Source organism: Pseudomonas sp. 11/12A, assembly GCF_000800055.1.
In the GTDB taxonomy this organism is placed as follows: Bacteria; Pseudomonadota; Gammaproteobacteria; order Pseudomonadales; family Pseudomonadaceae; genus Aquipseudomonas; species Aquipseudomonas mohnii.
Genome location: NZ_JUGV01000001.1, coordinates 6468169 through 6491198, shown reverse-complemented (window position 1 = coordinate 6491198; position 23030 = coordinate 6468169). Strand labels below are relative to the sequence as shown.

Genomic DNA, 23030 nt, shown 5'->3' with positions numbered 1-23030 from the left:
CGTATAATGCGCGACATTATGGGCGGTCCGATACCGCCTGCAACCCTCTCAGGACGTGCTTAATGCTCAAGGCGCTGCGTTTTTCCGGCTGGCCGCTACTGGCCGGCGTGCTTATCGCTCTGTTGATAATCCAGCGTTACCCGCAGTGGGTCGGGCTGCCAAGCCTCGACGTCAATCTGCAGCAAGCCCCGCAGACCACCAGCATGCAGCAAGGTCCGGTGTCCTATGCTGACGCAGTGACCACGGCCGCGCCATCCGTGGTGAACCTGTACACCACCAAAGTCATCAACAAACCCAGCCACCCGTTGTTCGAAGATCCGCAGTTCCGCCGTTTCTTCGGCGACAACTCGCCCAAGCAGAAACGCATGGAGTCGAGCCTCGGTTCGGGCGTGATCATGAGCCCGGAAGGCTACATCCTGACCAACAACCACGTGACCAGCGGTGCCGACCAGATAGTGGTCGCGCTCAAGGACGGGCGCGAAACCCTGGCCCGGGTGATCGGCAGCGACCCGGAGACCGACCTCGCGGTGCTGAAGATCGATTTGAAGAACTTGCCGGCGATCACTGTCGGCCGTTCCGACAACATCCGTATTGGCGATGTGGCCCTGGCCATCGGCAACCCGTTTGGTGTCGGCCAGACCGTGACCATGGGCATCATCAGTGCGACCGGGCGTAACCAGTTGGGCCTGAACAACTACGAAGACTTCATCCAGACCGACGCCGCGATCAACCCTGGCAACTCCGGCGGAGCGCTGATCGACGCCAACGGCAACCTGACCGGCATCAACACAGCGATTTTTTCCAAGTCCGGTGGCTCCCAGGGCATCGGCTTCGCGATCCCGATCAAACTGGCAATGGAAGTGATGAAGTCGATCATCGAACACGGCCAGGTGATTCGCGGCTGGCTGGGTATTGAAGTGCAGCCATTGACCCAGGAGCTGGCGGAGTCCTTCGGTCTTTCTGGACGCCCGGGCATCGTCGTCGCCGGGATTTTCCGCGACGGCCCGGCGCAGAAGGCCGGCCTGCAATTGGGCGATGTGATCCTCAGCATCGACGGCGAACCGGCCGGTGATGGCCGTCGCTCGATGAATCAGGTCGCGCGGATCAAACCGACTGACAAGGTCACTGTTCAAGTGATGCGCAACGGCAAGGAGCTCAAGCTCACCGCGGAAATCGGCTTGCGTCCACCGCCGGCTCCGGTGAAGGAAAAAGAAGAAAACTAAACCTGGCCCGAGCATTTCTGGCCATTAGCAGACATTCTCATTAGACATGTTATATTGTTTCAATTATGGCAATTGGAACAACATAACATGTCGTCTCGAACAAAGGCCTCCGTGGCAAGTCTTGCCCTCGGGCTGCTGGGGAATCCGGTCTTAGCCGAAGAACCGCAAACCCTCGAACTGGACGCGATCAGCGTCACTTCAGATTACGAATCCGCCACCGGCCCGGTCGATGGCTACCGCGCCACCCGCTCTTCCAGCGCAACCAAAACCGACACCGCCATTCGCGACATCCCGCAATCGATCAGCGTGATTCCCGTCAGTGTGCTCAACGACTTGGGCAGCATCAGCGTCGAGCGTGCACTGGACTTCGCGGGCGGCGTGTCGAAACAGAACAACTTCGGTGGCCTGACGCTCTACGAATACAGCGTGCGCGGCTTCACCACCTCGGAATTCTACAAGGACGGATTCAGCGCCAACCGCGGCTACCCGAGCACGCCGGACGTGGCGAGTATCGAACGCATCGAAGTGCTCAAAGGCCCTGCTGCCAGTCTTTACGGTCGAGGCGATCCGGGCGGCACGGTGAATATCGTCACCAAAAAGCCCCGGCCCGAAGCCTTCGCCACCCTGCACACCAGCGCTGGCAGTTGGGATCGCTACCGCACCGCGCTGGACGTCAACACCCCATTGGATGAGGACGGCAACGTGTTGTCGCGGGTAAACCTGGCCATCGAGGACGGCCAGAGCTTTCGCGATCACGTTGACCGTGAGCGGGTGTTCGTCGCGCCGCCTTCAGTTGGCAACTCAATCCCGACACGACGCTGCTGGTGGAAAGCGAGTTCGTGCGCCACCGCTCCACGTTCGACCGCGGCATCGTCGCGCCGAACAACGTGTGGAGCGGCGTTTCTCGTTCGACCTTCCTCGGCGAACCCAACGATGGCGACATCGACAACCACAACAACCTGCTGCAAGCCACGCTCGAACATCACCTGAATGACGCCTGGAAACTGCGCCTGGCCAGTCACTACAAGCAAGGCAAACTCTGGGGCTTTGCCTCGGAAGCGCGCGCCTTAAATGCCGATGGCCACACCGTCAACCGTCGCTACCGCGAGCGTGACAACAATTGGCACGACAGCATTACCCAACTCGAACTGCGCGGATTATTCGACACCGGCCCGTGGCAGCACGAACTACTGATCGGCAGTGAATACGAGAACTACCGCAAGAACGAGCGCGTGACGACCATCGCCGGCAGCCCCTACGTCGTCGATATTGACCAACCGGTCTATGGCCAGCCGAAACCAGGCGGCGCACGTTCCGGCACTGACTTCTTCGAACACGTCGAAAGCCGAGCCCTGAACCTGCAGGATCAGATCCTCTTCACTGACACGTTGCGAGGCATGCTCGGTGCGCGTCTCGAACGGTTCGAACAAGGCATCGACGATCACACGCGCAACACCACCAACCGCCAGCAACACGACGCCCTTACGCAACGGGCCGGACTGCTGTATCAGCTGACACCCGAAATCGGCTTGTTCGCCAACGCCTCCACTTCGTTCAAACCGAACAATGGCCTGGACGCCGCAGGCAGATCCTTTGATCCGGAAGAAGGTGTTGGCTATGAAATCGGGATCAAGAGCGACCTGTTTGACGACCGTTTGAGCAGCACACTCGCCGCCTTCCATATCGAAAAGAAAAATGTCCTCGCCCTCGACCCGGGTACCGACACCAGCCGCGCCATGGGCAAGGCCCGCAGCCAGGGATTCGATCTGCAAGTCGCCGGGCAAGTCACCGATGCCGTACGGGTGATCGGCGCCTTCGCCTACATCGATGCTGAAGTCACCGAGGGCGACAAGGTCATTCCAACCGGGAGCCGCATTCTCGGCGTCGCCAAACACAGCGGCAGTCTGCTGGGGGTTTATGCGTTTCAGGACGGTCGCTTGCGCGGTTCAGATCTCGGTGCGGCCTTCACCTATGTCGGTGACCGCTCGGGCGAAGCCGGCAGCGACTTCCAATTGCCGGCTTATCACACGGTCGACCTGCTGGCCCATTACAAGGCCAGCGACAACGTCACTGTGGGCCTGAACCTCAACAACGTTTTCGACGAGAAATACTTCGAGCGTTCCTACAGCAACTACTGGGTCAACCCCGGCGAGCCGCGCAATTTCACCGTCAGCCTGACACTCACTCTATAAAAGGACGTCCCCATGCCCTCTCTCAAATCCCTGGCCCTGCTCGGTCTATTGTTCACTCATGAGGTTTCGGCCCATGGTCTCTGGACCGAACAACGTCGCGGTAACATCGAAGTGATTTACGGCCACGGCGCCGAGGACAATGCCTTCAAGGCGCAGAAAATCAGCGGCGCCTGGGCTTATGACATCAGCGGAAAAATGATCCCGGTGACCGTCCAGCGCCTGCCTGATCACGCGCGCCTGCAACCGCTGAAACCGCCCGCGGTGATCGCCGTGGCACTGGACAATGGCATGTGGTCGCAGACCACCGACAAGAAATGGGTCAACGAGGGGCGCAGCAAAGTACCGGGCGCGATCGAGTCGACACAGACATTCAAGTACAGCCTGGCGATTTATCAGCCAGCCGCCAGGTTGCCCAGGCTTGATCAACTGAAGTTGCTGATTCTGCCGGAGGTCGATCCGCTGACCGTGGGGCCGGGCAATTCGCTGCCGGTGCGTGTGCTACTGGATGGCAAACCGGCGGCCGGGGTGAAGTTGGTGGGTGACTACCGCAATGCGCCGAACACCTTGAGCACCGAAACCGACGCGGACGGCCGGGCGCGAGTGCTGGTGCGCAATGAAGGGCTGAATGTGATTTCGGCTCAGGTGGAAGTGCCGGTGAAGGACAGCGCTGACGTGAGCAGTCGTGGTTTTTTCAGTTCGCTGACATTCCTGGGCGAACCGCATCACGAGTAAGTCAAAACAACACTAAACACTGTGGGAGCGAGCTCGCTCCCACAGAGTCCGGGATGGTTTACAGATCGCCTAAACCGTCGATCAACGCCTGGTTCTGCTCAGGCGTACCGATGGAAATCCGCAGGAACTGCGCAATCCGCTCCTGCTTGAAGTGCCGGACGATCACGCCTTGCTCACGCAACTTCGCCGCCAGCCCCGCTGCATCGTGCTGCGGGTGACGGGCGAAAATGAAGTTCGCTGCCGACGGCAATACTTCGAAACCCTTCGCCTGCAGCTGTGCAATCAACTGCTCGCGACTCTCGATGACCAATCGGCAAGTCATGTCGAAGTACTCACGATCTTCAAACGCGGCCGCCGCACCGACATTCGCCATCCGATCCAGTGGATAGGAGTTGAAGCTGTTCTTGATTCGCTCCAGCGCCTCGATGAGGTCAGGATGCCCCACCGCCAAACCTACCCGCAGACCCGCCAGGGAACGGGACTTGGACAGCGTCTGAGTCACCAGCAGGTTCGGATAACGGTCCACCAGACTGATCGCGGTTTCTCCGCCGAAGTCGATGTAAGCCTCATCCACCACGACCACCGAATCCGGGCTGGCCTTGAGGATTTGCTCGATGGCGTCGAGGGCCAGCAGGCAACCGGTCGGCGCATTCGGGTTGGGGAAAATGATCCCGCCATTCGGCTTGGCGTAGTCCGCCGGGTCGATCCGGAAGTGCTCGTCCAGCGGCACCGCATCAAACCGGATGCCGTACAGACCGCAGTAGACCGGATAGAAGCTGTAGCTGATATCCGGAAACAGCAGCGGCTGATCGTGCTGCAACAGGCCGTGGAAAATGTGCGCCAGGACTTCATCGGACCCGTTGCCGAGGAACACCTGATTGCGCTGCACGCCGTAATACCCGGCGACCGCATTCTTGAGCAGATCGCTGTTCGGATCCGGGTACAACCGCAGGTTGTCGTTCAGCTCGGCCTGCATGGCGGCCAGTGCTTTGGGCGATGGGCCATACGGGTTTTCATTGGTGTTGAGCTTCACCAGTTTTGCCAGTTTCGGCTGCTCGCCCGGTACGTAAGGCACCAGATTCTTGACGAACGGGCTCCAGAATTTACTCATGCTCAGTTTCCCTTTTGTTCGTCAACGATACGGTATTCGGCACTGCGGGCGTGGGCGGTCAGCGACTCGCCACGGGCCAGCACGGAAGCGGTTTTGCCCAGCTCGGACGCCCCCTGCTCGGAGCAGAAGATGATCGACGAGCGCTTCTGGAAGTCGTAAACCCCCAGCGGCGAGGAGAACCGCGCGGTGCCGGAAGTCGGCAACACGTGGTTGGGGCCCGCGCAATAGTCGCCCAAGGCTTCGGAGGTGTGACGGCCCATGAAGATCGCACCGGCGTGGCGGATCTGCGGCAGCCAGGCTTGCGGATCGGCCACCGACAACTCCAGGTGCTCCGGCGCGATGCGGTTGGCCACTTCGATGGCCTGGGCCATATCGCGAACCTGGATCAGCGCACCACGACCATTGATCGAGGTTTCGATGATTTGCGCGCGCTCCATGGTCGGCATCAGCCTGGCGATGCTGGCGGCCACTTTGTCGAGGAAATCGGCGTCGGGGCTGACCAGGATCGCCTGGGCGTCTTCATCGTGTTCGGCCTGGGAGAACAGGTCCATGGCGATCCAGTCCGGATCGGTCTGACCGTCGCACACCACGAGGATCTCGGACGGGCCGGCGATCATGTCGATGCCGACCTGACCAAACACGTGGCGCTTGGCGGTGGCGACATAGATGTTGCCCGGCCCCACCACTTTGTCGACCTTCGGCACGCTTTCGGTACCGTAGGCCAGCGCGGCGACAGCTTGTGCACCGCCAATGGTGAACACGCGGTCGACGCCGGAGATGCAGGCAGCGGCCAGCACCAGCTCATTGATCTCGCCACGCGGAGTCGGCACCACCATGACCACTTCGGTCACACCGGCAACCTTGGCCGGAATGGCGTTCATCAATACTGACGACGGGTACGACGCCTTGCCGCCCGGCACATACAGGCCGGCGCGGTCCAGCGGCGTGACCTTCTGGCCCAGCACCGTGCCGTCGGCCTCGGTGTAAGTCCAGGAGTCCTGTTTCTGCTTTTCGTGGTAGCTGCGCACGCGGGCCGCAGCTTTTTCCAAGGCTTCGCGCTGCGCTACCGTGATGCGCGTGAGCGCCAGTTCCAGGCGTTCGCGCGGCAGGATCAGGTCGGCCATTGACGCGACATCGAGCCCGTCGAATTGACGGGTGAATTCCACCAGCGCGGCATCGCCACGCTCGCGCACGGCCTTGATGATGTCCAGCACCCGCTGATTGACCGAGTCGTCAGACACACTTTCCCAGCTCAGCAGATGATCCAGATGATGTGCGAAATCCGGGTCAGCAGCGTTGAGTCGGCGAATTGCAGTCGGTGCGGTCATAGCGAGAGCCTCATAGGATTGGCAAAAACTCAGGCGCCCTAACTTAGCAGTCGTTTCCGCTTGGGCACCTGAGAATTCTGGCTATGAGGCGGATAGACGGGCGCGACTCAAGGTCGCGCAGGTGAATCAGCCGCGGTGTCGAGACTCCACTGCCTTGCGCAGGGTGTCGATCAACGCCTGAATACGGGCGTGTTGCATTTTCATCGAAGCTTTGTTGACGATCAGCCGGGAGCTGATGGCAGCAATGAAGTCCTGTGGCTCCAGACCGTTGGCCCGCAGCGTGTTCCCCGTGTCGACCACGTCGATGATCTTGTCGGCCAGGCCGATCAGCGGCGCCAGTTCCATCGAACCGTAAAGCTTGATGATGTCGACCTGGCGGCCCTGTTCGGCGTAGTAACGCTTGGCAACGTTGACGAATTTAGTGGCGATACGCAGACGGCCCTTAGGCTCGACTGCGCCGACCTTGCCGGCCGTCATCAGTTTGCACTGGGCAATTTGCAGGTCCAGCGGCTCGTACAGGCCCTGGCCGCCGTATTCCATCAGCACGTCTTTACCGGCGACACCCAGGTCGGCGGCGCCATGCTCGACGTAGGTCGGCACATCGGTGGCACGCACGATCAGCAGGCGTACATCTTCCTGGGTCGTGGGGATGATCAGCTTGCGACTCTTGTCCGGATTCTCGGTCGGCACGATGCCTGCTTCAGCCAGAAGCGGCAAGGTGTCATCAAGGATGCGGCCCTTGGACAGTGCGATGGTCAACATGGGAAACGTCAGTCCTTATCAAGGTACTCATGCCCGGTCGCAAACGGCGCCGGGCACACGTCGAGCCGGAATCCGGCTCGACTTCAACAATTCAACGGGCATGTCCTTATGCCCATGCAGCAGGAACTAGCCCGGTACGCGGCGGATCTTGGCGCCGAGCATCTGCAGTTTCTCTTCGATGCACTCGTAACCACGGTCGATGTGGTAGATGCGATCGATCAGGGTATCGCCTTCGGCGATCAGCGCCGAAATGACCAGGCTGGCCGAAGCGCGCAGGTCGGTCGCCATGACTGGCGCGCCCTTGAGCTTTTCGGTGCCGGTTACGATGGCGGTGTTGCCTTCGACCTGGATCTTGGCGCCCATGCGGTGCAGTTCGTAAACGTGCATGAAGCGGTTTTCGAAGATCGTCTCGATCACGGCGCCCGTGCCTTCGGCAATGGCGTTGAGGGAAATGAACTGCGCTTGCATGTCAGTCGGGAACGCCGGATACGGTGCAGTGCGCACGTTGACGGCTTTCGGCCGCTTGCCGTGCATGTTCAGTTCGATCCAGTCTTCGCCGCAGGTGATTTCCGCGCCCGCTTCCCGGAGTTTTTCCAGAACGGCTTCGAGGATGGTCGGATCGGTGTCCTTGACCTTCACGCGACCGCCAGTCACCGCAGCGGCGACCAGATAGGTGCCGGTTTCGATACGGTCGGGCATCACTTTGTAAGTGGTGGTGTGCAGACGCTCGACGCCATCGATGGTGATAGTGTCGGTGCCAGCACCGGAAACCTTGGCACCCATGGCGTTCAGGAAGTTCGCCAGGTCGACGACCTCAGGCTCGCGTGCGGCGTTGGCCAGTACACTGCGGCCCTTGGCCAGAGCGGCGGCCATCATGATGTTCTCGGTACCGGTCACACTGACGGTGTCGAAGAAGAAGTGCGCGCCACGCAGGCCGCCTTCCGGCGCCTTGGCCTTGATGTAGCCGCCTTCGACGTCGATGACCGCGCCCATGGCTTCGAGGCCACGGATGTGCAGGTCAACCGGACGCGAACCGATGGCGCAACCGCCAGGCAGTGCGACTTCGGCTTCACCGAAACGGGCAACCATCGGGCCCAGTACCAGGATCGACGCACGCATGGTTTTCACCAGTTCGTACGGAGCGATCAGGGTCTTGATGGTGCGCGGGTCGATTTCGACGGACAGTTTCTCGTCGATGACAGGCTCGATGCCCATGCGACCGAACAGCTCGATCATGGTGGTGATGTCGTGCAGGTGCGGCAGGTTGGCCACAGTCACAGGGCCATCGCACAGCAGCGTCGCAGCCAGGATCGGCAGGGCAGAGTTCTTTGCCCCGGAGATGCGGATCTCGCCGTCAAGACGAGCTCCGCCAGTAATAATCAATTTATCCATAAGAATCTCGACGCCCTTGGGCTCAGGTGCGCTCGGCCCAGGCCGCGCTGCTGAAAAATTTCATAGTGACCGCGTGGATGCTGCCATCGGTGATCCACGGGTTCAAATGGGCATAGATCTGCTGCTGACGCTTGACCGGGCTCAATGCCGCCAGTTCATCGCTAATCACGTTCAGCTGGAAATTGCAGCCTTCGCCCTCAACTTCTACCTGAGTTCCTGGCAGCTTTCCTTCAAGGAAGCTCTTCACTTCGGTGGCCTGCATGCTCAACCTCAATCGGCGCCCTGTGCGCGCGGGTCGGACATCATACAAAAAAGCCCCGCGCCTGCGAACCCCGCGAAGCAGGACTCTGACGGGGGGCTACTTTATCGATGCGGGTTAGGGATGCGCCAACAGCTCGGTCAGCTCACTGACCTGAGCAATTTCGCGCATGTCTTCGGGCATCCCGCGGATGCTCAGCGCCTTGCCGGCCGCCTGGGCATCTCGCATGAAGCACAGCAGCAAGGACAGGCCGACACTGCTGGACTTCTCCACCGCCGAACAATCGATCACCAGGGCCGCAGCCTTGCTGGACTTGATCAGCGCCTGCCCCTGCTCGCGCAGGCCAGGGCCGGTCCGGTAATCCAGCACGCCACTGAGCAACAGTTCGCCGGTTTCGTTCATGCGAACGGCAGAATCACTCATTGGGCTGGCTTCTGGTCGGTTTTTTCGGTAGCGGCCTTGGCTTTGGCAACTTCCCCTGCCCAATTGTCGATGGTCGCCTGCAGGTTGTTGCCATTGCGCGACATTGCATCGGCGAACTGATCGCGGAACAGCTTGCCGATGTTGATGCCGTTGATGATGACGTTGCGCAGCTTCCACTCGCCATTGATCTTCTCGAGTGTGTACTGCACTGGATAGATCGCGCCATTGCTGCCCTTGACCGTCATGCCGACGCTGGTGCGGTCGCCCGACTCATCCTTGGCAGGGTCAACGACGATGCCCTGGTTGTTGTACTCAAGCAGCGCATTGCCATAGAACTGGAACAAACCTTTCTTGAAATTTTCTTCAAAGGTCTTCATTTGCTCAGGGGTGGCTTTACGCGAGTACTTGACCGTCATGATGCTCTTGGAAATACCCTCGGCATCCACCACGGGGCCGACGATGGTGTTCAGCGCCGCATAAAAGTCATTCGGGTCCTTCTTGTATTTCTCTTTGTTGGCCGCCAGGTCGGCGAGCAACCGATTGGTCGTGTCCTGTACCAGATCGTGCGCGGAAGGCGCCGCCACGGCGTTAGCTACCAACGGCAGGGCCGCGAGCAACACCAACAGGCCACGTCGCAAGATTGAGATCATTTAACAGCTCCTCATTTGGCGTCTTTGCTAACGGTATTGAGCAGGAATTTACCGATCAGGTCTTCCAGCACCAGCGACGACTGAGTGTCGTGGATGGTTCCGCCATCCTTGAGCAAGGCTTCTTCCCCACCCACGCTGATACCGATGTACTTCTCGCCCAACAGGCCAGCGGTCAGGATAGATGCAGTGGAGTCGGCGGGCAGGTTATCTACGCGTTTTTCCACCTGCATGGTCACCCGACCCGTGAAACTGTCGCGATCCAGATCGATTGCGGTGACCTTGCCGATGGTGACACCCGCCATGGTCACTTTGGCTCTGACCGTCAAACCGGCGATATTGTCAAAGTACGCATAAAGTTTATAGGTGTCGGTGCTCGGGCTCGGCGAGAGGCCACTGACCCGCAGCGCCAGCAGCAACAAAGCCAGGATGCCAGCCAGCAAGAAAAGGCCGACACCGATTTCCAGGGTGCGGTTTTGCATCAGAAATCTCCAAACATCAAAGCGGTCAGAATAAAGTCCAGGCCCAGCACTGCCAGGGAGGCATACACCACGGTCTTGGTAGTGGCACGACTGATCCCCTCGGAAGTGGGCTCGCAGTCATAGCCTTGGAATACGGCGATCCAGGTCACGACAAAGGCGAAGACGATGCTTTTGATGATGCCGTTGAGCACATCATCCGTGAACGTCACGCTGTTCTGCATGTTCGACCAGTAGGAACCTTCATAGACACCCAGCCAGTCGACCGCTACCCACGAACCGCCCCAGATGCCCACCACGCTGAAAATCATGGCCAGCACCGGCAGGGAAATGAAGCCGGCCCAGAGGCGCGGGGCAATAATGTACTTGAGCGGGTCGACCCCGATCATTTCCAGGCTGGACAGCTGTTCGGTGGACTTCATGTTGCCGATTTCCGCCGTCAGCGCCGAACCGGCACGCCCGGCAAACAGCAACGCAGTCACCACAGGCCCCAGTTCGCGCAGCAGCGTCAGCGCCACCATCTGCCCGACCGCCTGCTCCGAACCGTAGCTGGACAGAATGTTGAAACCTTGCAGCGCCAGTACCATGCCGATGAACACACCGGAGACCACGATGATCACCAGGGACATCACGCCCACCGAGTGCAACTGCTTGACCAGCAAGCCAAAACCGCCGCCAATACCGCCACGCCCAAGAAGCGCGTGAAACAGAAATATGGCCGAACGACCGAACACCGACAGCACATCGATGCCCGCCTGGCCGAACCGGCGCACTCGCTCTATAAGTGAAATCTTGCGCATCAACGCTTCCCCAGAAGATCTGCGCGGTAGTCCGTCGCTGGAAAGTGATAGGGGACCGGACCGTCCGGATCGCCTGTCATGAATTGACGGATACGCGGCTCGTCCGAGTTCATCAGCTCGTCAGGCGTGCCCTGCCCCAACACCTGCCCGTCGCCGACCACATAGATGTAGTCGGCGATGCTCGCGGTTTCGGCCAGGTCGTGGGAGACCACGATGCTGGTGATGCCCAATGCATCGTTGAGCAAGCGGATCAGGCGCACCAGTACGCCCATGGCGATAGGGTCCTGACCGACAAAGGGCTCGTCGTACATGAGAATTTGCGGATCGAGCGCAATCGCCCTCGCCAACGCGACGCGGCGCTTCATGCCGCCTGACAGCTCGTCGGGCATCAGGTCAAGGGCGCCGCGCAAACCCACGGCCTGCAATTTGAGCAGGACGATATCGCGGATCATTTCATCCGGCAGTTGGGTGTGAACACGCAGCGGAAAGGCGACGTTCTCGAACACATCGAGGTCGGTAAAGAGTGCGCCGCTCTGAAACAGCACGCCCATGTGCTTGCGGGCGTCGAACAGATCGCTGCGCGACAGTTTTGGCAGGTTCTGACCGTTGACCCAGACTTCGCCATTGGTAGGCCGCAATTGTGCGCCCATCAACCGCAACAGCGTGGTCTTGCCACACCCGGAAGGCCCCATGATGCCGGTGACCTTGCCGCGGGGAATACGGATATCGACGTTATTGAAAATGCTGCGCGCACCGCGCTTGAAGGTCAGTCCCTTCAGCTCGACCGCGTAGGCGTTATCGGCACTCATCTAAACTCCTTGCGATGCAGCCTCTCACTCGGACGCCTGGCTTCCTGACAAAAGCACATCCGCCGAGCGGGCCGAACTGGCGGCGAACTATATCACTGCAATGGCCACGCGCCCAAGGCCAATGCCGAGCCATATTCAGCAACAAGACAGGCAAAAACGCTCATTTAGAGGGATTGAGCAGCATGGAGAGACAATGCTCGACAAACTTGCGTGAGGGTTTCGATCATAACCGCTATAATCGCCGCCTTTTCATCAGGCTATACGATTCAGACATGAGCCAATCCAGCGACCTGATTCAATCAGCACAACGCACCATCCGCCTCGAGGTAGAAGCCGTACAAAGCTTGCTACCGCATATCGACGCAGATTTCGTACGCGCCTGCGAGATGATTCTGGCCAGCAAAGGCCGCGTAGTCGTGGTCGGCATGGGCAAATCGGGGCATATCGGCAACAAGATCGCCGCCACCCTGGCCAGCACCGGCACCACCGCATTTTTCGTGCATCCGGCCGAAGCCAGCCACGGCGACATGGGAATGATCACCCGCGACGACATCATCCTGGCGCTGTCGAACTCCGGCTCGACCAATGAAATCGTCACCCTGCTGCCACTGATCAAGCGTCTGGGCATCCAGCTGATCAGCATGACCGGCAACCCGAACTCACCGCTGGCCAAGGCCGCCGAGGTCAACCTGAACGTTCACGTCGAGCACGAAGCCTGCCCGCTGAACCTGGCCCCTACTTCCTCTACTACGGCGGCGCTGGTCATGGGCGACGCCCTGTCCGTCGCACTGCTGGAAGCGCGCGGCTTTACCGCCGAAGACTTTGCCTTTTCCCATCCCGGTGGAGCATTGGGCCGACGCCTGCTGCTGAAGGTGGAAAATGTCATGCACGCCGGGCAAGAGTTGCCACAGGTTCAGCGCGGCACCTTGCTCAAGGATGCGCTGATGGAAATGACTCGCAAGGGCCTTGGCATGACAGTCATCCTCGAGGCCGACGGCAAGCTGGCCGGGATCTTCACCGACGGCGACTTGCGCCGCACCCTGGACCGCAGCGTCGACATCCATAGCGCCACGATAGATCAGGTCATGACCGTGCACGGCAAGACCGCCCGCGCCGAGATGCTCGCCGCCGAGGCCCTGAAAATCATGGAAGATCATAAAATCAACGCATTGGTCGTGGTCGACAGCGAAGACCGCCCGGTCGGCGCCTTGAACATGCACGACTTGCTGCGTGCAGGAGTAATGTAATGAGCGCGGACCTGCTGCAACGCGGCCAACACATCAAACTGGCAGTATTCGATGTCGATGGCGTCCTGACCGACGGGCGCCTGTACTTTCTCGAAGACGGCAGCGAATTCAAGACCTTCAATACCCTCGACGGCCAGGGCATCAAGATGCTGATGGCGGCCGGCGTCCAGACCGCGATCATCAGCGGCCGCAAAACCCCGGTGGTTGAGCGACGGGCGAAAAACCTTGGCATCCCGCATCTGTACCAGGGGCGCGAAGACAAACTGGTGGTGCTCGACGAGCTTCTCGGCCAACTCAACCTAAGCTATGAGCAGGTCGCTTATCTAGGCGACGACCTGCCGGACCTGCCGGTCATTCGCCGCGTCGGCCTGGGCATGGCGGTGGCCAATGCCGCAAGTTTTGTGCGTGAACACGCTCACGGAGTAACCCAGGCCCGCGGTGGCGAGGGTGCCGCCCGCGAATTCTGCGAATTGATCCTGCGCGCCCAGGGCCGTCTCGATGCGGCCAACGCCGCGTACCTGTGAGCCAAACCATGCTGAACAAAAAAATTCGCAACATTCTGGTGTTCGGTTGCATTGCGGCGATTTTCGCCGCGGTCGGCTATTGGAACATCAGCCCGGAACGCTTCCTCGACAAACCGATCGCGCATGTCGACGAAAGCGAAATCGACTATTACGCTACCAACGCCCACAGCGTGCAGTTCCTGCCTGATGGCAGGCTTCAATACGAAATGACTTCCGACAAAGTCGAGCACCTCAAAGCAAGCGAAGTCACGCTGCTGACCAACCCTGACCTGAACATGTTCCGCGGCACCGAGTTCCCGTGGCACGTCCAGAGCGAAAAAGGTGAGGTCAACCCGGACGGCACGCAGGTTGAATTGATCGATTCGGTACGCATCACGCGCTTTGATGAAAAAAACCGCAGAACCCTGATCACCACCACCCGAATGACGGTGTTCCCGCAGCAGCAATATGCGCAGACCGAGCAACCCGTTAGAATCGACGGCGCTGGCGGCGTATCGACCGGTACCGGAATGAAAGCGTATTTGAAAGAAAGCAGGATACACCTGCTATCGAACGTAAGAGGACAGTATGAGGCTCGTTAAAACCCTCCCTATTTTGCTCAGTCTGGGCGCAGCACTGGGAAGCGTGAGCGCCTGGGCTCTGCCGAACGATCAAGAGCAGCCTATCCGCATTCAAGCCGACGACGCCCAACTGGACGACAAGAATGGCGTTGCCACCTACAAAGGTGACGTGATCATTACCCAGGGCTCGATGAAGGTCACCGGCAACACCGTGACCATCACCCGCACGCCGACCGGCGATATCGACGTAGTGACCTCTGTAGGCAACCTGGCCTACTTCGAACAACTGCAAACCCAGGGCGACACCAAGCCTGTCCAGGGCTGGGGAGTGACCATCCAGTACCACGCCGCGCAAAACCGCGTCGTACTGATCGATCGCGCCAAAGTCATCGACAAGGACAACAACACCACCCAGGGCGAAAAAATCGTCTACGACACCGTCAAGAAGCTTGCGAGCGCTGGCCGAGCGACAGGTAACAAGGTCACCGAAGCGCGTCCGCGCATCGACATGGTGATCCAGCCGAAGAAGAAAACCGACGAGCAAAAGGCCCAGTAATGGCAACTCTGAAAGCTCAGCATCTGGCCAAGAGCTACAAGAGCCGCCAGGTCGTCCGTGATGTCAGCCTGTCCATCGACAGCGGTCAGATCGTTGGCCTGCTAGGCCCTAACGGCGCCGGCAAGACCACCTGCTTCTACATGATCGTAGGCCTGGTACAGGCCGATCAGGGCCGCGTACTGATCGACGACCTGGACGTCAGCCACCAGCCAATGCACGGCCGTGCAAAGGCCGGTATCGGCTATCTGCCGCAAGAAGCGTCGATCTTCCGCAAACTCTCGGTCGCCGACAACATCATGGCGATCCTGGAGACCCGCAAGGAACTCGACAAGGCCGGTCGCCGCAAGGAGCTGGAAAGCCTGCTGCAGGAATTCCACATCAGCCACATCCGCGACAACCTCGGCATGAGCCTGTCCGGTGGCGAACGCCGCCGTGTGGAAATCGCCCGGGCATTGGCCACCAACCCGAAATTCATCCTCCTCGACGAGCCCTTCGCCGGCGTGGACCCGATTTCGGTGGGCGACATCAAACAGATCATCCATCACCTCAAGGCCAAGGGCATTGGCGTGCTGATCACCGACCACAACGTCCGTGACACCCTCGACATCTGTGAAACCGCCTACATCGTCAACGATGGCCAATTGATCGCCGAAGGCGACGCTGCAACCATCCTGGCCAACGATCTGGTCAAGGAAGTGTATTTGGGCCATGAGTTCCGCCTGTAAGCACCGAGGTGTCTGGCTAGTCGACCGAGCGCTTGTCTCGATAAAAAATCAACACTTTTTTATTGTTACAGCGCTCTAGGCAAACACTTCAGTTTCAGGCATATAATTTGCTTATGTTTGGCGCTCCGGCGCCCTGTAGTGGATGGCGCATGTGCGCCGGCGAATAAGGTGTTTAGCCCCTGCCATGAAACCATCGCTAGTCTTGAGAATGGGCCAGCAGCTGACGATGACACCGCAGCTGCAACAGGCCATCCGCCTGCTCCAATTGTCGACCCTGGACCTGCAACAGGAAATCCAGGAGGCCCTGGAGTCCAATCCGATGCTCGAACGCCAGGAAGAAGGCGACGACTTCGATAACAGCGACCCCTTGGCCGACAACGCCGAACAGAAACCCAACCCCGACATTCAGGAACCCTCCTACCAGGAAAGCGCACCGACGGTTGATAACCTCGAGGAAGGCGACTGGAACGAGCGTATCCCCAACGAACTGCCCGTCGATACCGCCTGGGAAGACGTTTACCAGACCAGCGCCAGCAGCCTGCCGAGCAACGATGACGACGAGTGGGATTTCACCACCCGCACATCGGCCGGTGAAAGCCTGCAAAGCCATTTGCTGTGGCAATTGAACCTGGCGCCCATGTCCGACACCGATCGCCTGATCGCCGTGACCCTGATCGATTGCATCAACAATCAGGGCTACCTGGACGAGACGCTCGAGGAGATACTCGAAGCCTTCGACCCGGAGCTGGACATCGAGCTGGACGAAATCGAAGCCGTCCTGCACCGCATCCAGCAATTCGAACCCGCCGGAATCGGCGCCCGCAACCTGGGCGAATGCCTGCTGCTGCAATTACGCCAGATGCCGGCCAAAACCCCTTGGCTCGCCGAAGCAAAGCGCCTGGTCACCGACTACATCGACTTGCTCGGCAGCCGCGATTACAGCCAGCTGATGCGCCGCATGAAGCTCAAGGAAGATGAGCTGCGCCAGGTGATCGAACTGGTTCAAAGCCTCAATCCGCGCCCGGGCTCGCAAATCGAATCCACTGAAGCCGAATACGTGGTTCCCGACGTGATCGTGCGCAAGGACAACGAACGCTGGCTGGTAGAACTCAACCAGGAATCGGTACCGCGTCTTCGGGTCAACGCCCAGTACGCCGGTTTCGTGCGTCGCGCCGACACCAGCGCCGACAACACGTTCATGCGCAATCAGTTGCAGGAAGCCCGCTGGTTCATCAAGAGCCTGCAAAGCCGCAATGAAACCCTGATGAAAGTTGCCACCCAGATCGTCGAGCATCAGCGCGGCTTCCTGGAGTACGGCGACGAAGCCATGAAACCATTGGTCCTGCATGACATCGCCGAGGCGGTTGGCATGCACGAGTCGACAATTTCACGGGTGACCACACAGAAGTTCATGCATACCCCTCGGGGCATATATGAACTGAAGTACTTTTTCTCCAGCCATGTCAGCACCTCCGAAGGCGGCGAATGCTCGTCCACGGCGATCCGCGCGATCATCAAAAAACTGGTTGCCGCGGAAAATCAGAAAAAGCCGTTGAGTGACAGCAAGATCGCTGGTTTACTGGAGGCACAAGGCATTCAGGTGGCTCGCCGCACCGTCGCCAAGTACCGCGAATCCCTGGGGATCGCGCCTTCGAGCGAACGCAAGCGGTTGATGTAGAGCCACGCCACAGCGTTCCAGTGGTAGATCATTTGATCTACCGCTTTATGCACTGGCAACGAAGGAGAAGCTGTATGCAAGTCAACATCAGTGGACACCAACTGGAAGTGACCGAACCTCTTCGCACCTACATCGGCGAAAAACTCCAACGGTTAGAGAGGCACTTCGACAAGATCACCAACGTACAGGTCACGATGACCGTCGAAAAGTTGAAGCAGAAAATCGAAGCCACGCTGCATATTCCCGGCAATGAAGTGGTCGCGAACGCGGAACATACCGATATGTACGCGGCGATCGACGCACTGACCGACAAGCTGGATAAACAACTCAAAAAGCATAAGGAAAAGACCCAGAGCCTCCTCCAGGGCGCTACCGGTCGTTAACACCCCCAACCCATGATCCGACTTGAAAGCATCCTGACCCCCGGCCGTTCCCTTGTGAACGTGCCGGGCGGCAGTAAAAAGAAAGCCCTCGAACAAATTGCCAACCTGATCGCCCGGGAAGTGCCGGATCTGGAGATGCAAGATGTCTTCGAGGCGTTGATTGCCCGTGAAAAACTCGGCTCGACGGGTTTTGGCAACGGCATCGCCATTCCCCACTGTCGCCTGAAGGGCTGCTCTTCACCCATCAGTGCCCTGATGCACCTCGATGCCCCCATAGATTTCGACGCCATCGACGGCGCACCGGTTGACCTGTTGTTCGTTCTACTGGTCCCGCAAGCCGCTACCGATGCGCACCTGGAACTTTTGCGCCAAATTGCCAGCATGCTCGACCGCAAGGAAGTGCGCGAAAAACTGCGCAGCGCCCCGAGCAATGAAGCCTTGTATCAGGTTGTCCTGGACGAGCAAAACGGTCAGTAACCATGCGCTTGATCATCGTCAGTGGCCGCTCCGGCTCAGGTAAAAGCACCGCCCTTGATGTACTCGAGGACAGTGGCTACTACTGCATCGACAACCTTCCCGCCGGGTTGCTGCCGGAACTCGCCGAACGCGCATTGATCCACACCGAACTGGCACAGCCGCTGGTGGCCGTGTCCATTGATGCACGCAACCTGCCCAGTCACTTGTCGCGATTCCCCGAATTGCTCGAAGAAGTCCGCAGCCGGCATATCCAGTGCGACGTTCTGTACCTGGATGCCGACGAAGAAACCTTGCTCAAGCGTTTTTCGGAAACCCGTCGTCGTCACCCGCTGAGCAGTGCCAATCGTTCGCTGGCTGAAGCGATCAACGATGAAACCAGCCTGCTCGGCCCCATAGCCGACCTTGCCGATCTCAAAGTCAACACCACCAACCTCAACCTGTACCAGCTACGGGATACGATCAAGCTGCGCCTGCTGAACCAGCCGGAACCCGGTACAGCGTTCCTGGTGGAGTCCTTTGGTTTCAAGCGTGGCATGCCCGTGGATGCCGACCTGGTATTCGACGTGCGCTGCCTGCCCAATCCCTACTGGAAACCCGAGCTTCGGGCGCAGTCCGGGCTTGATCAACCGGTTGCCGAGTACCTGGCAGCCCAGCCGGACGTGGAAGAGATGTTCCAGGACATCTCCACATATCTGCTCAAATGGCTGCCCCGCTTTGCCGCCAGCAACCGCGCCTATGTCACCATTGCCATTGGCTGCACGGGCGGACATCACCGTTCCGTCTACCTGACCGAACGCTTGGGCAAGACGCTGCAACAATCCCTGAAGAACGTCCAGGTTCGCCACCGCGACCTCAGCTAAAGGATTCACACCGCGATGCCTGCTCTGGAAATCGAAATCATCAACAAGCTGGGCCTGCACGCCCGTGCTTCTGCAAAATTCGTCGGAGTCGCCGGTGAATTCAAGGACTGCACGATCAGAGTCGGACGCACTCCAGAATCTACGGTCGACGGCAAAAGCATCATGGCAATGATGATGCTCGCGGCTGGCAAGGGCACCAAAATCTACATCAACACCGAAGGCGAAGACGCGCAAAAGGCGCTGGATGCGTTGAAAGACCTGATCAACCGCTATTTCGACGAAGGCGAGTAAACGCGTATCGAGGCCAAACCCGCTCGATAGCCCACAAAAAAAGGCGCCCCCCCCCCATCAGGTGGTGCGCCTTTTTTGTAACAGGGGAGTTTAGCTGCCTGCCACCGTCATCCGCTCGATCAGTACCGACCCCGTACGGATATTGCTGCGCAGTTCCAGGTCATTACCCACGGCAACGATCTGCTTGAACATGTCACGCATGTTACCGGCAATGGTCACTTCCTGGACCGCGAACTGGATTTCACCGTTCTCGACCCAGTAACCCGCCGCGCCGCGGGAGTAGTCGCCCGTGACCATGTTCAGGCCCTGCCCCATCAATTCGGTCACCAGCAGGCCACGCCCCATGCGACGCAGCAAGGCCGCCTGATCTTCATCACCATGGGTGACGAACAGGTTATGCACGCCTCCGGCATTCGCGGTGCTCGGCATGCCGAGCTTGCGACCGGAGTAAGTACCGAGGATGTAGGACACCAGCTCGCCCTTTTCAACGAACGGCTTCGCGTAAGTCGCCAGACCATCGCCATCGAAGGCCGCGCTGCCCAAGGCACGCATCAAGTGCGGACGCTCATCGATGGTCAGCCATTCAGGAAACAGCTTCTGACCCAGGGTGCCTTCAAGGAACGATGACTTGCGGTACAGGCTGCCGCCGGAAATCGCCGACAGGAAGCTGCCGAACAAACCACCGGCCAACTCGGCGGAAAACAGCACCGGCACTTCGCAGGTTGGCACCGGACGCGCGCCGAGACGGCTTGCCGCCCGTTGTGCGGCACGCTGGCCAATGCTCACCGGATCAGCCAGCAAATTGCCCTGGCGGTTCACGTCATACCAATAATCGCGCTGCATCTGACCATCGGCCTCGGCGATCATCACGCAGCTCAGGCTGTGCCGGGTCGACGCATAACCGCCGATAAAACCGTGGCTGTTGCCATAGACACGGCAGCCTTGATGGGTACTCAGCGTAGTGCCATCGGCATTCTTGATCCGGCTGTCGGCAGCAAATGCGGCCGCTTCACAGGTCAGCGCCTGCTCGATTGCCTGCTCCGGCGTAATATCCCATGGGTGGAACAGGTCGAAATCCTGAACGTCACGCGCCATCAGAGCAGCATCCGCCAGGCCCGACGCTTCGTCTTCCGAGGTGTGTTTGGCAATGGCCAAGGCGGCGGCTACGGTCTCACGAATCGCCTCTGGACCGCTGGCCGAGGTGCTGGCCGAACCCTTGCGCTGGCCAACGTACAAGGTGATACCGAATCCCTGATCACGATTGAATTCGACGGTTTCGACTTCGCGCTGGCGCACCGTGGTCGACAAGCCCTGCTCCAGGGACACCGCCACTTCACAGGCACTGGCCCCCTGGCGCCTGGCTTCAGCGATGATCTGCTCGACTTGTTCTTGCAGTGCCGGCAACGCTTGTGGGCCGACGCTTTCAACTGCACTCATGCTGTTCTCCACTCAAATTCTGCTTTCGGAATAGGTCATCGAGCGACCGGGCCGGACAAGCGGCCCCCGACTGGTTATCATGGCGGCGTTTCTTTGCGGACGGCCACCATGGTTGATTCTTACGACGACTCCCTCGATACGGGAGAAAAAAGCAAATCCCAGGTCAAACGCGAGCTGCATGCTCTGGTTGACCTTGGCGAACGCCTTACGACACTCAAGCCTGACTTGCTGGCAAAACTGCCCTTGACCGACGCTTTGCGCCGGGCCTTGGCCGATGCGCCCAAGCACACGGCGAACATCGCGCGTAAACGGCACCTCCAGTTCATCGGCAAACTGATGCGCGATCAGGACACTGACGCCATTCTGGTCTTGCTCGATCAACTCGATGCCTCCACTCGCCAATACAACGAACGCTTCCATAACCTGGAGCGCTGGCGTGATCGCCTGATCGCCGGCGACGATGCAGTCCTGGAAAAGTTCGTCATCGACTACCCGGAGGCTGATCGCCAGCAATTGCGCTCCCTGATCCGTCAGGCCCAGCACGAGCTGGCGACCAACAAGCCACCGGCATCGAGCCGTAAAATCTTCAAGTACATCCGTGAGCTGGACGAGACTCAACGCGGTCTGCGCTGAGACTCTGATCGGGTGAGTCGCCTGGCGGCTCACCCGCAGCTCCACGCCTTACGCGCCCGTGCCACCCACGGTGATCGCATCAATCTTCAGCGTTGGCTGGCCGACACCCACCGGCACCGACTGCCCATCCTTGCCACACGTCCCCACACCACTATCGAGCGACAGATCGTTGCCGACCATCGACACCTTGCTCATGGCTTCAGGCCCGTTGCCGATCAGGGTCGCGCCCTTGACCGGAGCGGTGATCTTGCCGTCTTCGATCAGATACGCCTCGCTGGTGGAGAACACGAACTTGCCGCTGGTGATATCCACCTGGCCGCCGCCGAGGTTGGCGCAATAGATACCGCGCTTCACCGAGGCGATGATTTCGGCCGGATCGCTTTCACCGGCGAGCATGTAGGTGTTGGTCATGCGCGGCATTGGCAGGTGCGCGTAGGATTCGCGACGGCCGTTACCCGTCCGGGCCACGCCCATCAGGCGCGCGTTGAGTTTGTCCTGCATGTAGCCTTTGAGTACGCCGTTTTCGATCAGCGTCGTGCACTCGGTCGGCGTACCTTCGTCGTCAACGCTCAAGGAGCCACGACGCCCCGCCAGGGTGCCGTCATCGACGATGGTGCAAAGCTTGGACGCAACCATCTCGCCCATGCGTCCGCTGTAGGCTGAACTGCCCTTACGGTTGAAATCGCCCTCCAGACCGTGGCCGACCGCTTCGTGCAGCAACACACCCGACCAACCGGAGCCAAGCACCACCGGCAACGTACCGGCCGGCGCCGGAATGGCCTCCAGGTTGACCAGCGCTTGTCTCAGCGCTTCGCGGGCATAGCCCATGGCGCGATCTTCGGCGAGAAAATAGCGGTAATCGGTGCGACCGCCACCGCCATGACCGCCGCGCTCACGACGGCCGTTCTGCTCGACGATCACGCTGACATTGAAACGCACCAGGGGTCGCACATCCGCCGCCAGCCCGCCGTCGGTGGAGGCCACCAGAATCCGTTCCCAGACACCCGCCATGCTGACGGTGACTTGCTGGATGCGCGGATCAAGCGCGCGAGTCGCGGCATCGATGCGTTTGAGCAGATCGACTTTCTCGGCACGGGTCAGCACTTCCAGAGGATTGTCTGCCCCATATAACTGCGCGACATCCTGAGTGGTGAACGCCTGCACGGTGCCGCTTTGCCCGGCCCGAGAGATCGAGCGGGCGGCACGGGCTGCCGCGCCCAGGGCTTCCAGAGTGATGGCGTTGCTGTAGGCAAAACCGGTTTTTTCACCCGATTGCGCCCGCACGCCCACGCCCTGGTCAAGGTTGAAGCTGCCTTCCTTGACGATGCCGTCTTCCAGCGCCCAGGACTCGGAGATCTGCCCCTGAAAATACAGGTCGGCGGCATCGATTCCCGGGCCAGCCAGATCGCCGAGCACACCCTGCAGGCTCTCGATCGTTACGCCGCCAGGCGCCAGGAGGTGATCACTGACTGAGGACAACAACTCGCTCATATGCTTTATGC

The 23030-nt window shown here is 59.6% G+C and carries 25 protein-coding genes and 1 pseudogene; 14 read left to right on the top strand and 12 right to left on the bottom strand.

The features are described from left to right. The first annotated feature begins 62 nt into the window (after positions 1–62). The 3 genes and pseudogenes from algW (at position 63) to GQ39_RS29620 (ending at position 4147) form a co-directional block, all read left to right on the top strand. Positions 63–1223: a Do family serine endopeptidase AlgW gene (gene algW, locus GQ39_RS29630; protein WP_047537765.1), complete on the top strand. Its 1161-nt coding sequence runs from the start codon at positions 63–65 to the stop codon at positions 1221–1223. Between the two features lie 87 nt (positions 1224–1310). Further along, positions 1311–3415: pseudogene (locus tag GQ39_RS29625) on the top strand (TonB-dependent siderophore receptor). Positions 3416–3427: 12 nt separating this feature from the next. Further along, positions 3428–4147: a DUF4198 domain-containing protein gene (locus GQ39_RS29620; RefSeq protein WP_047537763.1), complete on the top strand. Its 720-nt coding sequence runs from the start codon at positions 3428–3430 to the stop codon at positions 4145–4147. Between the two features lie 58 nt (positions 4148–4205). Here GQ39_RS29620 and hisC read toward each other — a convergent pair whose 3' ends face one another. The 10 genes from hisC to GQ39_RS29570 form a co-directional block, all read right to left on the bottom strand. Next, positions 4206–5258, bottom strand: coding sequence for a histidinol-phosphate transaminase (hisC, locus tag GQ39_RS29615; RefSeq protein WP_047537760.1), 1053 nt, complete (start codon positions 5256–5258; stop codon positions 4206–4208). 2 nt (positions 5259–5260) lie between these two features. Further along, the gene (gene hisD, locus GQ39_RS29610; RefSeq protein ID WP_047537758.1) at positions 5261–6586 is read right to left on the bottom strand and encodes a histidinol dehydrogenase; all 1326 of its coding nucleotides are present in this window, start codon (positions 6584–6586) and stop codon (positions 5261–5263) included. Between the two features lie 126 nt (positions 6587–6712). Next, on the bottom strand, positions 6713–7348 hold the full coding sequence (hisG, locus tag GQ39_RS29605) for an ATP phosphoribosyltransferase (protein WP_008018703.1): 636 nt from the start codon (positions 7346–7348) through the stop codon (positions 6713–6715). A 126-nt stretch (positions 7349–7474) separates the two neighbouring features. Continuing rightward, complete coding sequence (murA, locus tag GQ39_RS29600; RefSeq protein WP_047537753.1) at positions 7475–8740, bottom strand: UDP-N-acetylglucosamine 1-carboxyvinyltransferase; 1266 nt, start codon at positions 8738–8740, stop codon at positions 7475–7477. Between the two features lie 22 nt (positions 8741–8762). Beyond that, positions 8763–9002: a BolA family protein gene (locus tag GQ39_RS29595; protein WP_047537750.1), complete on the bottom strand. Its 240-nt coding sequence runs from the start codon at positions 9000–9002 to the stop codon at positions 8763–8765. A gap of 114 nt (positions 9003–9116) precedes the next feature. Then, complete coding sequence (locus GQ39_RS29590) at positions 9117–9422, bottom strand: STAS domain-containing protein (protein WP_047537747.1); 306 nt, start codon at positions 9420–9422, stop codon at positions 9117–9119. Continuing rightward, positions 9419–10072 (bottom strand): MlaC/ttg2D family ABC transporter substrate-binding protein, encoded by a 654-nt coding sequence (locus GQ39_RS29585; RefSeq protein WP_047537745.1) that lies wholly within the window; start codon positions 10070–10072, stop codon positions 9419–9421. Before GQ39_RS29585 ends, GQ39_RS29590 begins: the two co-directional genes overlap by 4 nt. An 11-nt stretch (positions 10073–10083) precedes the next feature. Beyond that, a complete protein-coding gene (gene mlaD, locus GQ39_RS29580; protein WP_047537743.1) occupies positions 10084–10551 on the bottom strand; it encodes an outer membrane lipid asymmetry maintenance protein MlaD in 468 nt (155 codons plus the stop codon). Further along, positions 10551–11348 (bottom strand): lipid asymmetry maintenance ABC transporter permease subunit MlaE, encoded by a 798-nt coding sequence (gene mlaE, locus GQ39_RS29575; protein ID WP_047537739.1) that lies wholly within the window; start codon positions 11346–11348, stop codon positions 10551–10553. Before mlaE ends, mlaD begins: the two co-directional genes overlap by 1 nt. Then, on the bottom strand, positions 11348–12157 hold the full coding sequence (locus tag GQ39_RS29570) for an ATP-binding cassette domain-containing protein (RefSeq protein WP_047537737.1): 810 nt from the start codon (positions 12155–12157) through the stop codon (positions 11348–11350). The genes mlaE and GQ39_RS29570 overlap by 1 nt, the downstream gene beginning before the upstream one ends. Positions 12158–12429: 272 nt before the next feature. Between GQ39_RS29570 and GQ39_RS29565 the strand changes: the two genes are divergently transcribed. The 10 genes from GQ39_RS29565 to GQ39_RS29520 all read left to right on the top strand — a co-directional run bounded on the left by GQ39_RS29565 (position 12430) and on the right by GQ39_RS29520 (position 19458). Then, the gene (locus GQ39_RS29565; protein WP_047537734.1) at positions 12430–13404 is read left to right on the top strand and encodes a KpsF/GutQ family sugar-phosphate isomerase; all 975 of its coding nucleotides are present in this window, start codon (positions 12430–12432) and stop codon (positions 13402–13404) included. Then, positions 13404–13928, top strand: a complete 525-nt coding sequence (locus tag GQ39_RS29560; protein WP_047537730.1) for a KdsC family phosphatase — start codon at positions 13404–13406, stop codon at positions 13926–13928. Before GQ39_RS29565 ends, GQ39_RS29560 begins: the two co-directional genes overlap by 1 nt. An 8-nt stretch (positions 13929–13936) precedes the next feature. Continuing rightward, entirely contained in the window at positions 13937–14509 is a 573-nt protein-coding gene (lptC, locus tag GQ39_RS29555) for an LPS export ABC transporter periplasmic protein LptC (RefSeq protein WP_047537727.1), read from the top strand. Next, positions 14496–15044 carry a lipopolysaccharide transport periplasmic protein LptA gene (lptA, locus tag GQ39_RS29550; RefSeq protein ID WP_047537724.1) on the top strand — a complete coding sequence of 183 codons (549 nt, stop codon included), beginning with the start codon at positions 14496–14498 and terminating at the stop codon, positions 15042–15044. Before lptC ends, lptA begins: the two co-directional genes overlap by 14 nt. Beyond that, positions 15044–15769 (top strand): LPS export ABC transporter ATP-binding protein, encoded by a 726-nt coding sequence (gene lptB, locus GQ39_RS29545; RefSeq protein ID WP_047537722.1) that lies wholly within the window; start codon positions 15044–15046, stop codon positions 15767–15769. The genes lptA and lptB overlap by 1 nt, the downstream gene beginning before the upstream one ends. A gap of 184 nt (positions 15770–15953) precedes the next feature. After that, positions 15954–17447, top strand: a complete 1494-nt coding sequence (locus tag GQ39_RS29540; RefSeq protein ID WP_047537719.1) for an RNA polymerase factor sigma-54 — start codon at positions 15954–15956, stop codon at positions 17445–17447. A 74-nt stretch (positions 17448–17521) separates the two neighbouring features. Further along, positions 17522–17830, top strand: coding sequence for a ribosome hibernation-promoting factor, HPF/YfiA family (gene hpf, locus GQ39_RS29535; RefSeq protein ID WP_047537716.1), 309 nt, complete (start codon positions 17522–17524; stop codon positions 17828–17830). A gap of 12 nt (positions 17831–17842) precedes the next feature. Continuing rightward, a complete protein-coding gene (gene ptsN / locus GQ39_RS29530) occupies positions 17843–18307 on the top strand; it encodes a PTS IIA-like nitrogen regulatory protein PtsN (RefSeq protein WP_047537713.1) in 465 nt (154 codons plus the stop codon). 2 nt (positions 18308–18309) lie between these two features. Beyond that, positions 18310–19167, top strand: coding sequence for an RNase adapter RapZ (gene rapZ, locus GQ39_RS29525; protein ID WP_047537710.1), 858 nt, complete (start codon positions 18310–18312; stop codon positions 19165–19167). Between the two features lie 15 nt (positions 19168–19182). Beyond that, on the top strand, positions 19183–19458 hold the full coding sequence (locus tag GQ39_RS29520; protein ID WP_047537707.1) for an HPr family phosphocarrier protein: 276 nt from the start codon (positions 19183–19185) through the stop codon (positions 19456–19458). A gap of 90 nt (positions 19459–19548) precedes the next feature. Here GQ39_RS29520 and pmbA read toward each other — a convergent pair whose 3' ends face one another. After that, positions 19549–20895: a metalloprotease PmbA gene (gene pmbA, locus GQ39_RS29515; RefSeq protein WP_047537704.1), complete on the bottom strand. Its 1347-nt coding sequence runs from the start codon at positions 20893–20895 to the stop codon at positions 19549–19551. Between the two features lie 108 nt (positions 20896–21003). Between pmbA and yjgA the strand changes: the two genes are divergently transcribed. Then, complete coding sequence (gene yjgA / locus GQ39_RS29510) at positions 21004–21528, top strand: ribosome biogenesis factor YjgA (RefSeq protein WP_047537701.1); 525 nt, start codon at positions 21004–21006, stop codon at positions 21526–21528. A 48-nt stretch (positions 21529–21576) separates the two neighbouring features. Here the strand turns inward: yjgA and tldD are convergent, their stop codons facing one another. Next, positions 21577–23019, bottom strand: a complete 1443-nt coding sequence (gene tldD / locus GQ39_RS29505) for a metalloprotease TldD (protein WP_047537698.1) — start codon at positions 23017–23019, stop codon at positions 21577–21579. Positions 23020–23030 lie beyond the last annotated feature (11 nt).

What these genes read in the sequence shown, in the direction of transcription:
- lptA (WP_047537724.1), top strand. Translation starts at nt 14,496, where the DNA reads ATGAGGCTCGTTAAAACCCTCCCTATTTTGCTCAGTCTGGGCGCAGCA.
- lptC (WP_047537727.1), top strand. Translation starts at nt 13,937, where the DNA reads ATGCTGAACAAAAAAATTCGCAACATTCTGGTGTTCGGTTGCATTGCG.
- mlaE (WP_047537739.1), bottom strand. Translation starts at nt 11,348, where the DNA reads ATGCGCAAGATTTCACTTATAGAGCGAGTGCGCCGGTTCGGCCAGGCG.
- algW (WP_047537765.1), top strand. Translation starts at nt 63, where the DNA reads ATGCTCAAGGCGCTGCGTTTTTCCGGCTGGCCGCTACTGGCCGGCGTG.
- lptB (WP_047537722.1), top strand. Translation starts at nt 15,044, where the DNA reads ATGGCAACTCTGAAAGCTCAGCATCTGGCCAAGAGCTACAAGAGCCGC.
- GQ39_RS29520 (WP_047537707.1), top strand. Translation starts at nt 19,183, where the DNA reads ATGCCTGCTCTGGAAATCGAAATCATCAACAAGCTGGGCCTGCACGCC.
- mlaD (WP_047537743.1), bottom strand. Translation starts at nt 10,551, where the DNA reads ATGCAAAACCGCACCCTGGAAATCGGTGTCGGCCTTTTCTTGCTGGCT.
- rapZ (WP_047537710.1), top strand. Translation starts at nt 18,310, where the DNA reads ATGCGCTTGATCATCGTCAGTGGCCGCTCCGGCTCAGGTAAAAGCACC.
- GQ39_RS29560 (WP_047537730.1), top strand. Translation starts at nt 13,404, where the DNA reads ATGAGCGCGGACCTGCTGCAACGCGGCCAACACATCAAACTGGCAGTA.
- pmbA (WP_047537704.1), bottom strand. Translation starts at nt 20,895, where the DNA reads ATGAGTGCAGTTGAAAGCGTCGGCCCACAAGCGTTGCCGGCACTGCAA.
- hpf (WP_047537716.1), top strand. Translation starts at nt 17,522, where the DNA reads ATGCAAGTCAACATCAGTGGACACCAACTGGAAGTGACCGAACCTCTT.
- GQ39_RS29590 (WP_047537747.1), bottom strand. Translation starts at nt 9,422, where the DNA reads ATGAGTGATTCTGCCGTTCGCATGAACGAAACCGGCGAACTGTTGCTC.
- GQ39_RS29585 (WP_047537745.1), bottom strand. Translation starts at nt 10,072, where the DNA reads ATGATCTCAATCTTGCGACGTGGCCTGTTGGTGTTGCTCGCGGCCCTG.
- GQ39_RS29570 (WP_047537737.1), bottom strand. Translation starts at nt 12,157, where the DNA reads ATGAGTGCCGATAACGCCTACGCGGTCGAGCTGAAGGGACTGACCTTC.
- tldD (WP_047537698.1), bottom strand. Translation starts at nt 23,019, where the DNA reads ATGAGCGAGTTGTTGTCCTCAGTCAGTGATCACCTCCTGGCGCCTGGC.
- GQ39_RS29540 (WP_047537719.1), top strand. Translation starts at nt 15,954, where the DNA reads ATGAAACCATCGCTAGTCTTGAGAATGGGCCAGCAGCTGACGATGACA.
- GQ39_RS29620 (WP_047537763.1), top strand. Translation starts at nt 3,428, where the DNA reads ATGCCCTCTCTCAAATCCCTGGCCCTGCTCGGTCTATTGTTCACTCAT.
- hisG (WP_008018703.1), bottom strand. Translation starts at nt 7,348, where the DNA reads ATGTTGACCATCGCACTGTCCAAGGGCCGCATCCTTGATGACACCTTG.
- GQ39_RS29595 (WP_047537750.1), bottom strand. Translation starts at nt 9,002, where the DNA reads ATGCAGGCCACCGAAGTGAAGAGCTTCCTTGAAGGAAAGCTGCCAGGA.
- GQ39_RS29565 (WP_047537734.1), top strand. Translation starts at nt 12,430, where the DNA reads ATGAGCCAATCCAGCGACCTGATTCAATCAGCACAACGCACCATCCGC.
- hisC (WP_047537760.1), bottom strand. Translation starts at nt 5,258, where the DNA reads ATGAGTAAATTCTGGAGCCCGTTCGTCAAGAATCTGGTGCCTTACGTA.
- murA (WP_047537753.1), bottom strand. Translation starts at nt 8,740, where the DNA reads ATGGATAAATTGATTATTACTGGCGGAGCTCGTCTTGACGGCGAGATC.
- yjgA (WP_047537701.1), top strand. Translation starts at nt 21,004, where the DNA reads ATGGTTGATTCTTACGACGACTCCCTCGATACGGGAGAAAAAAGCAAA.
- hisD (WP_047537758.1), bottom strand. Translation starts at nt 6,586, where the DNA reads ATGACCGCACCGACTGCAATTCGCCGACTCAACGCTGCTGACCCGGAT.
- ptsN (WP_047537713.1), top strand. Translation starts at nt 17,843, where the DNA reads ATGATCCGACTTGAAAGCATCCTGACCCCCGGCCGTTCCCTTGTGAAC.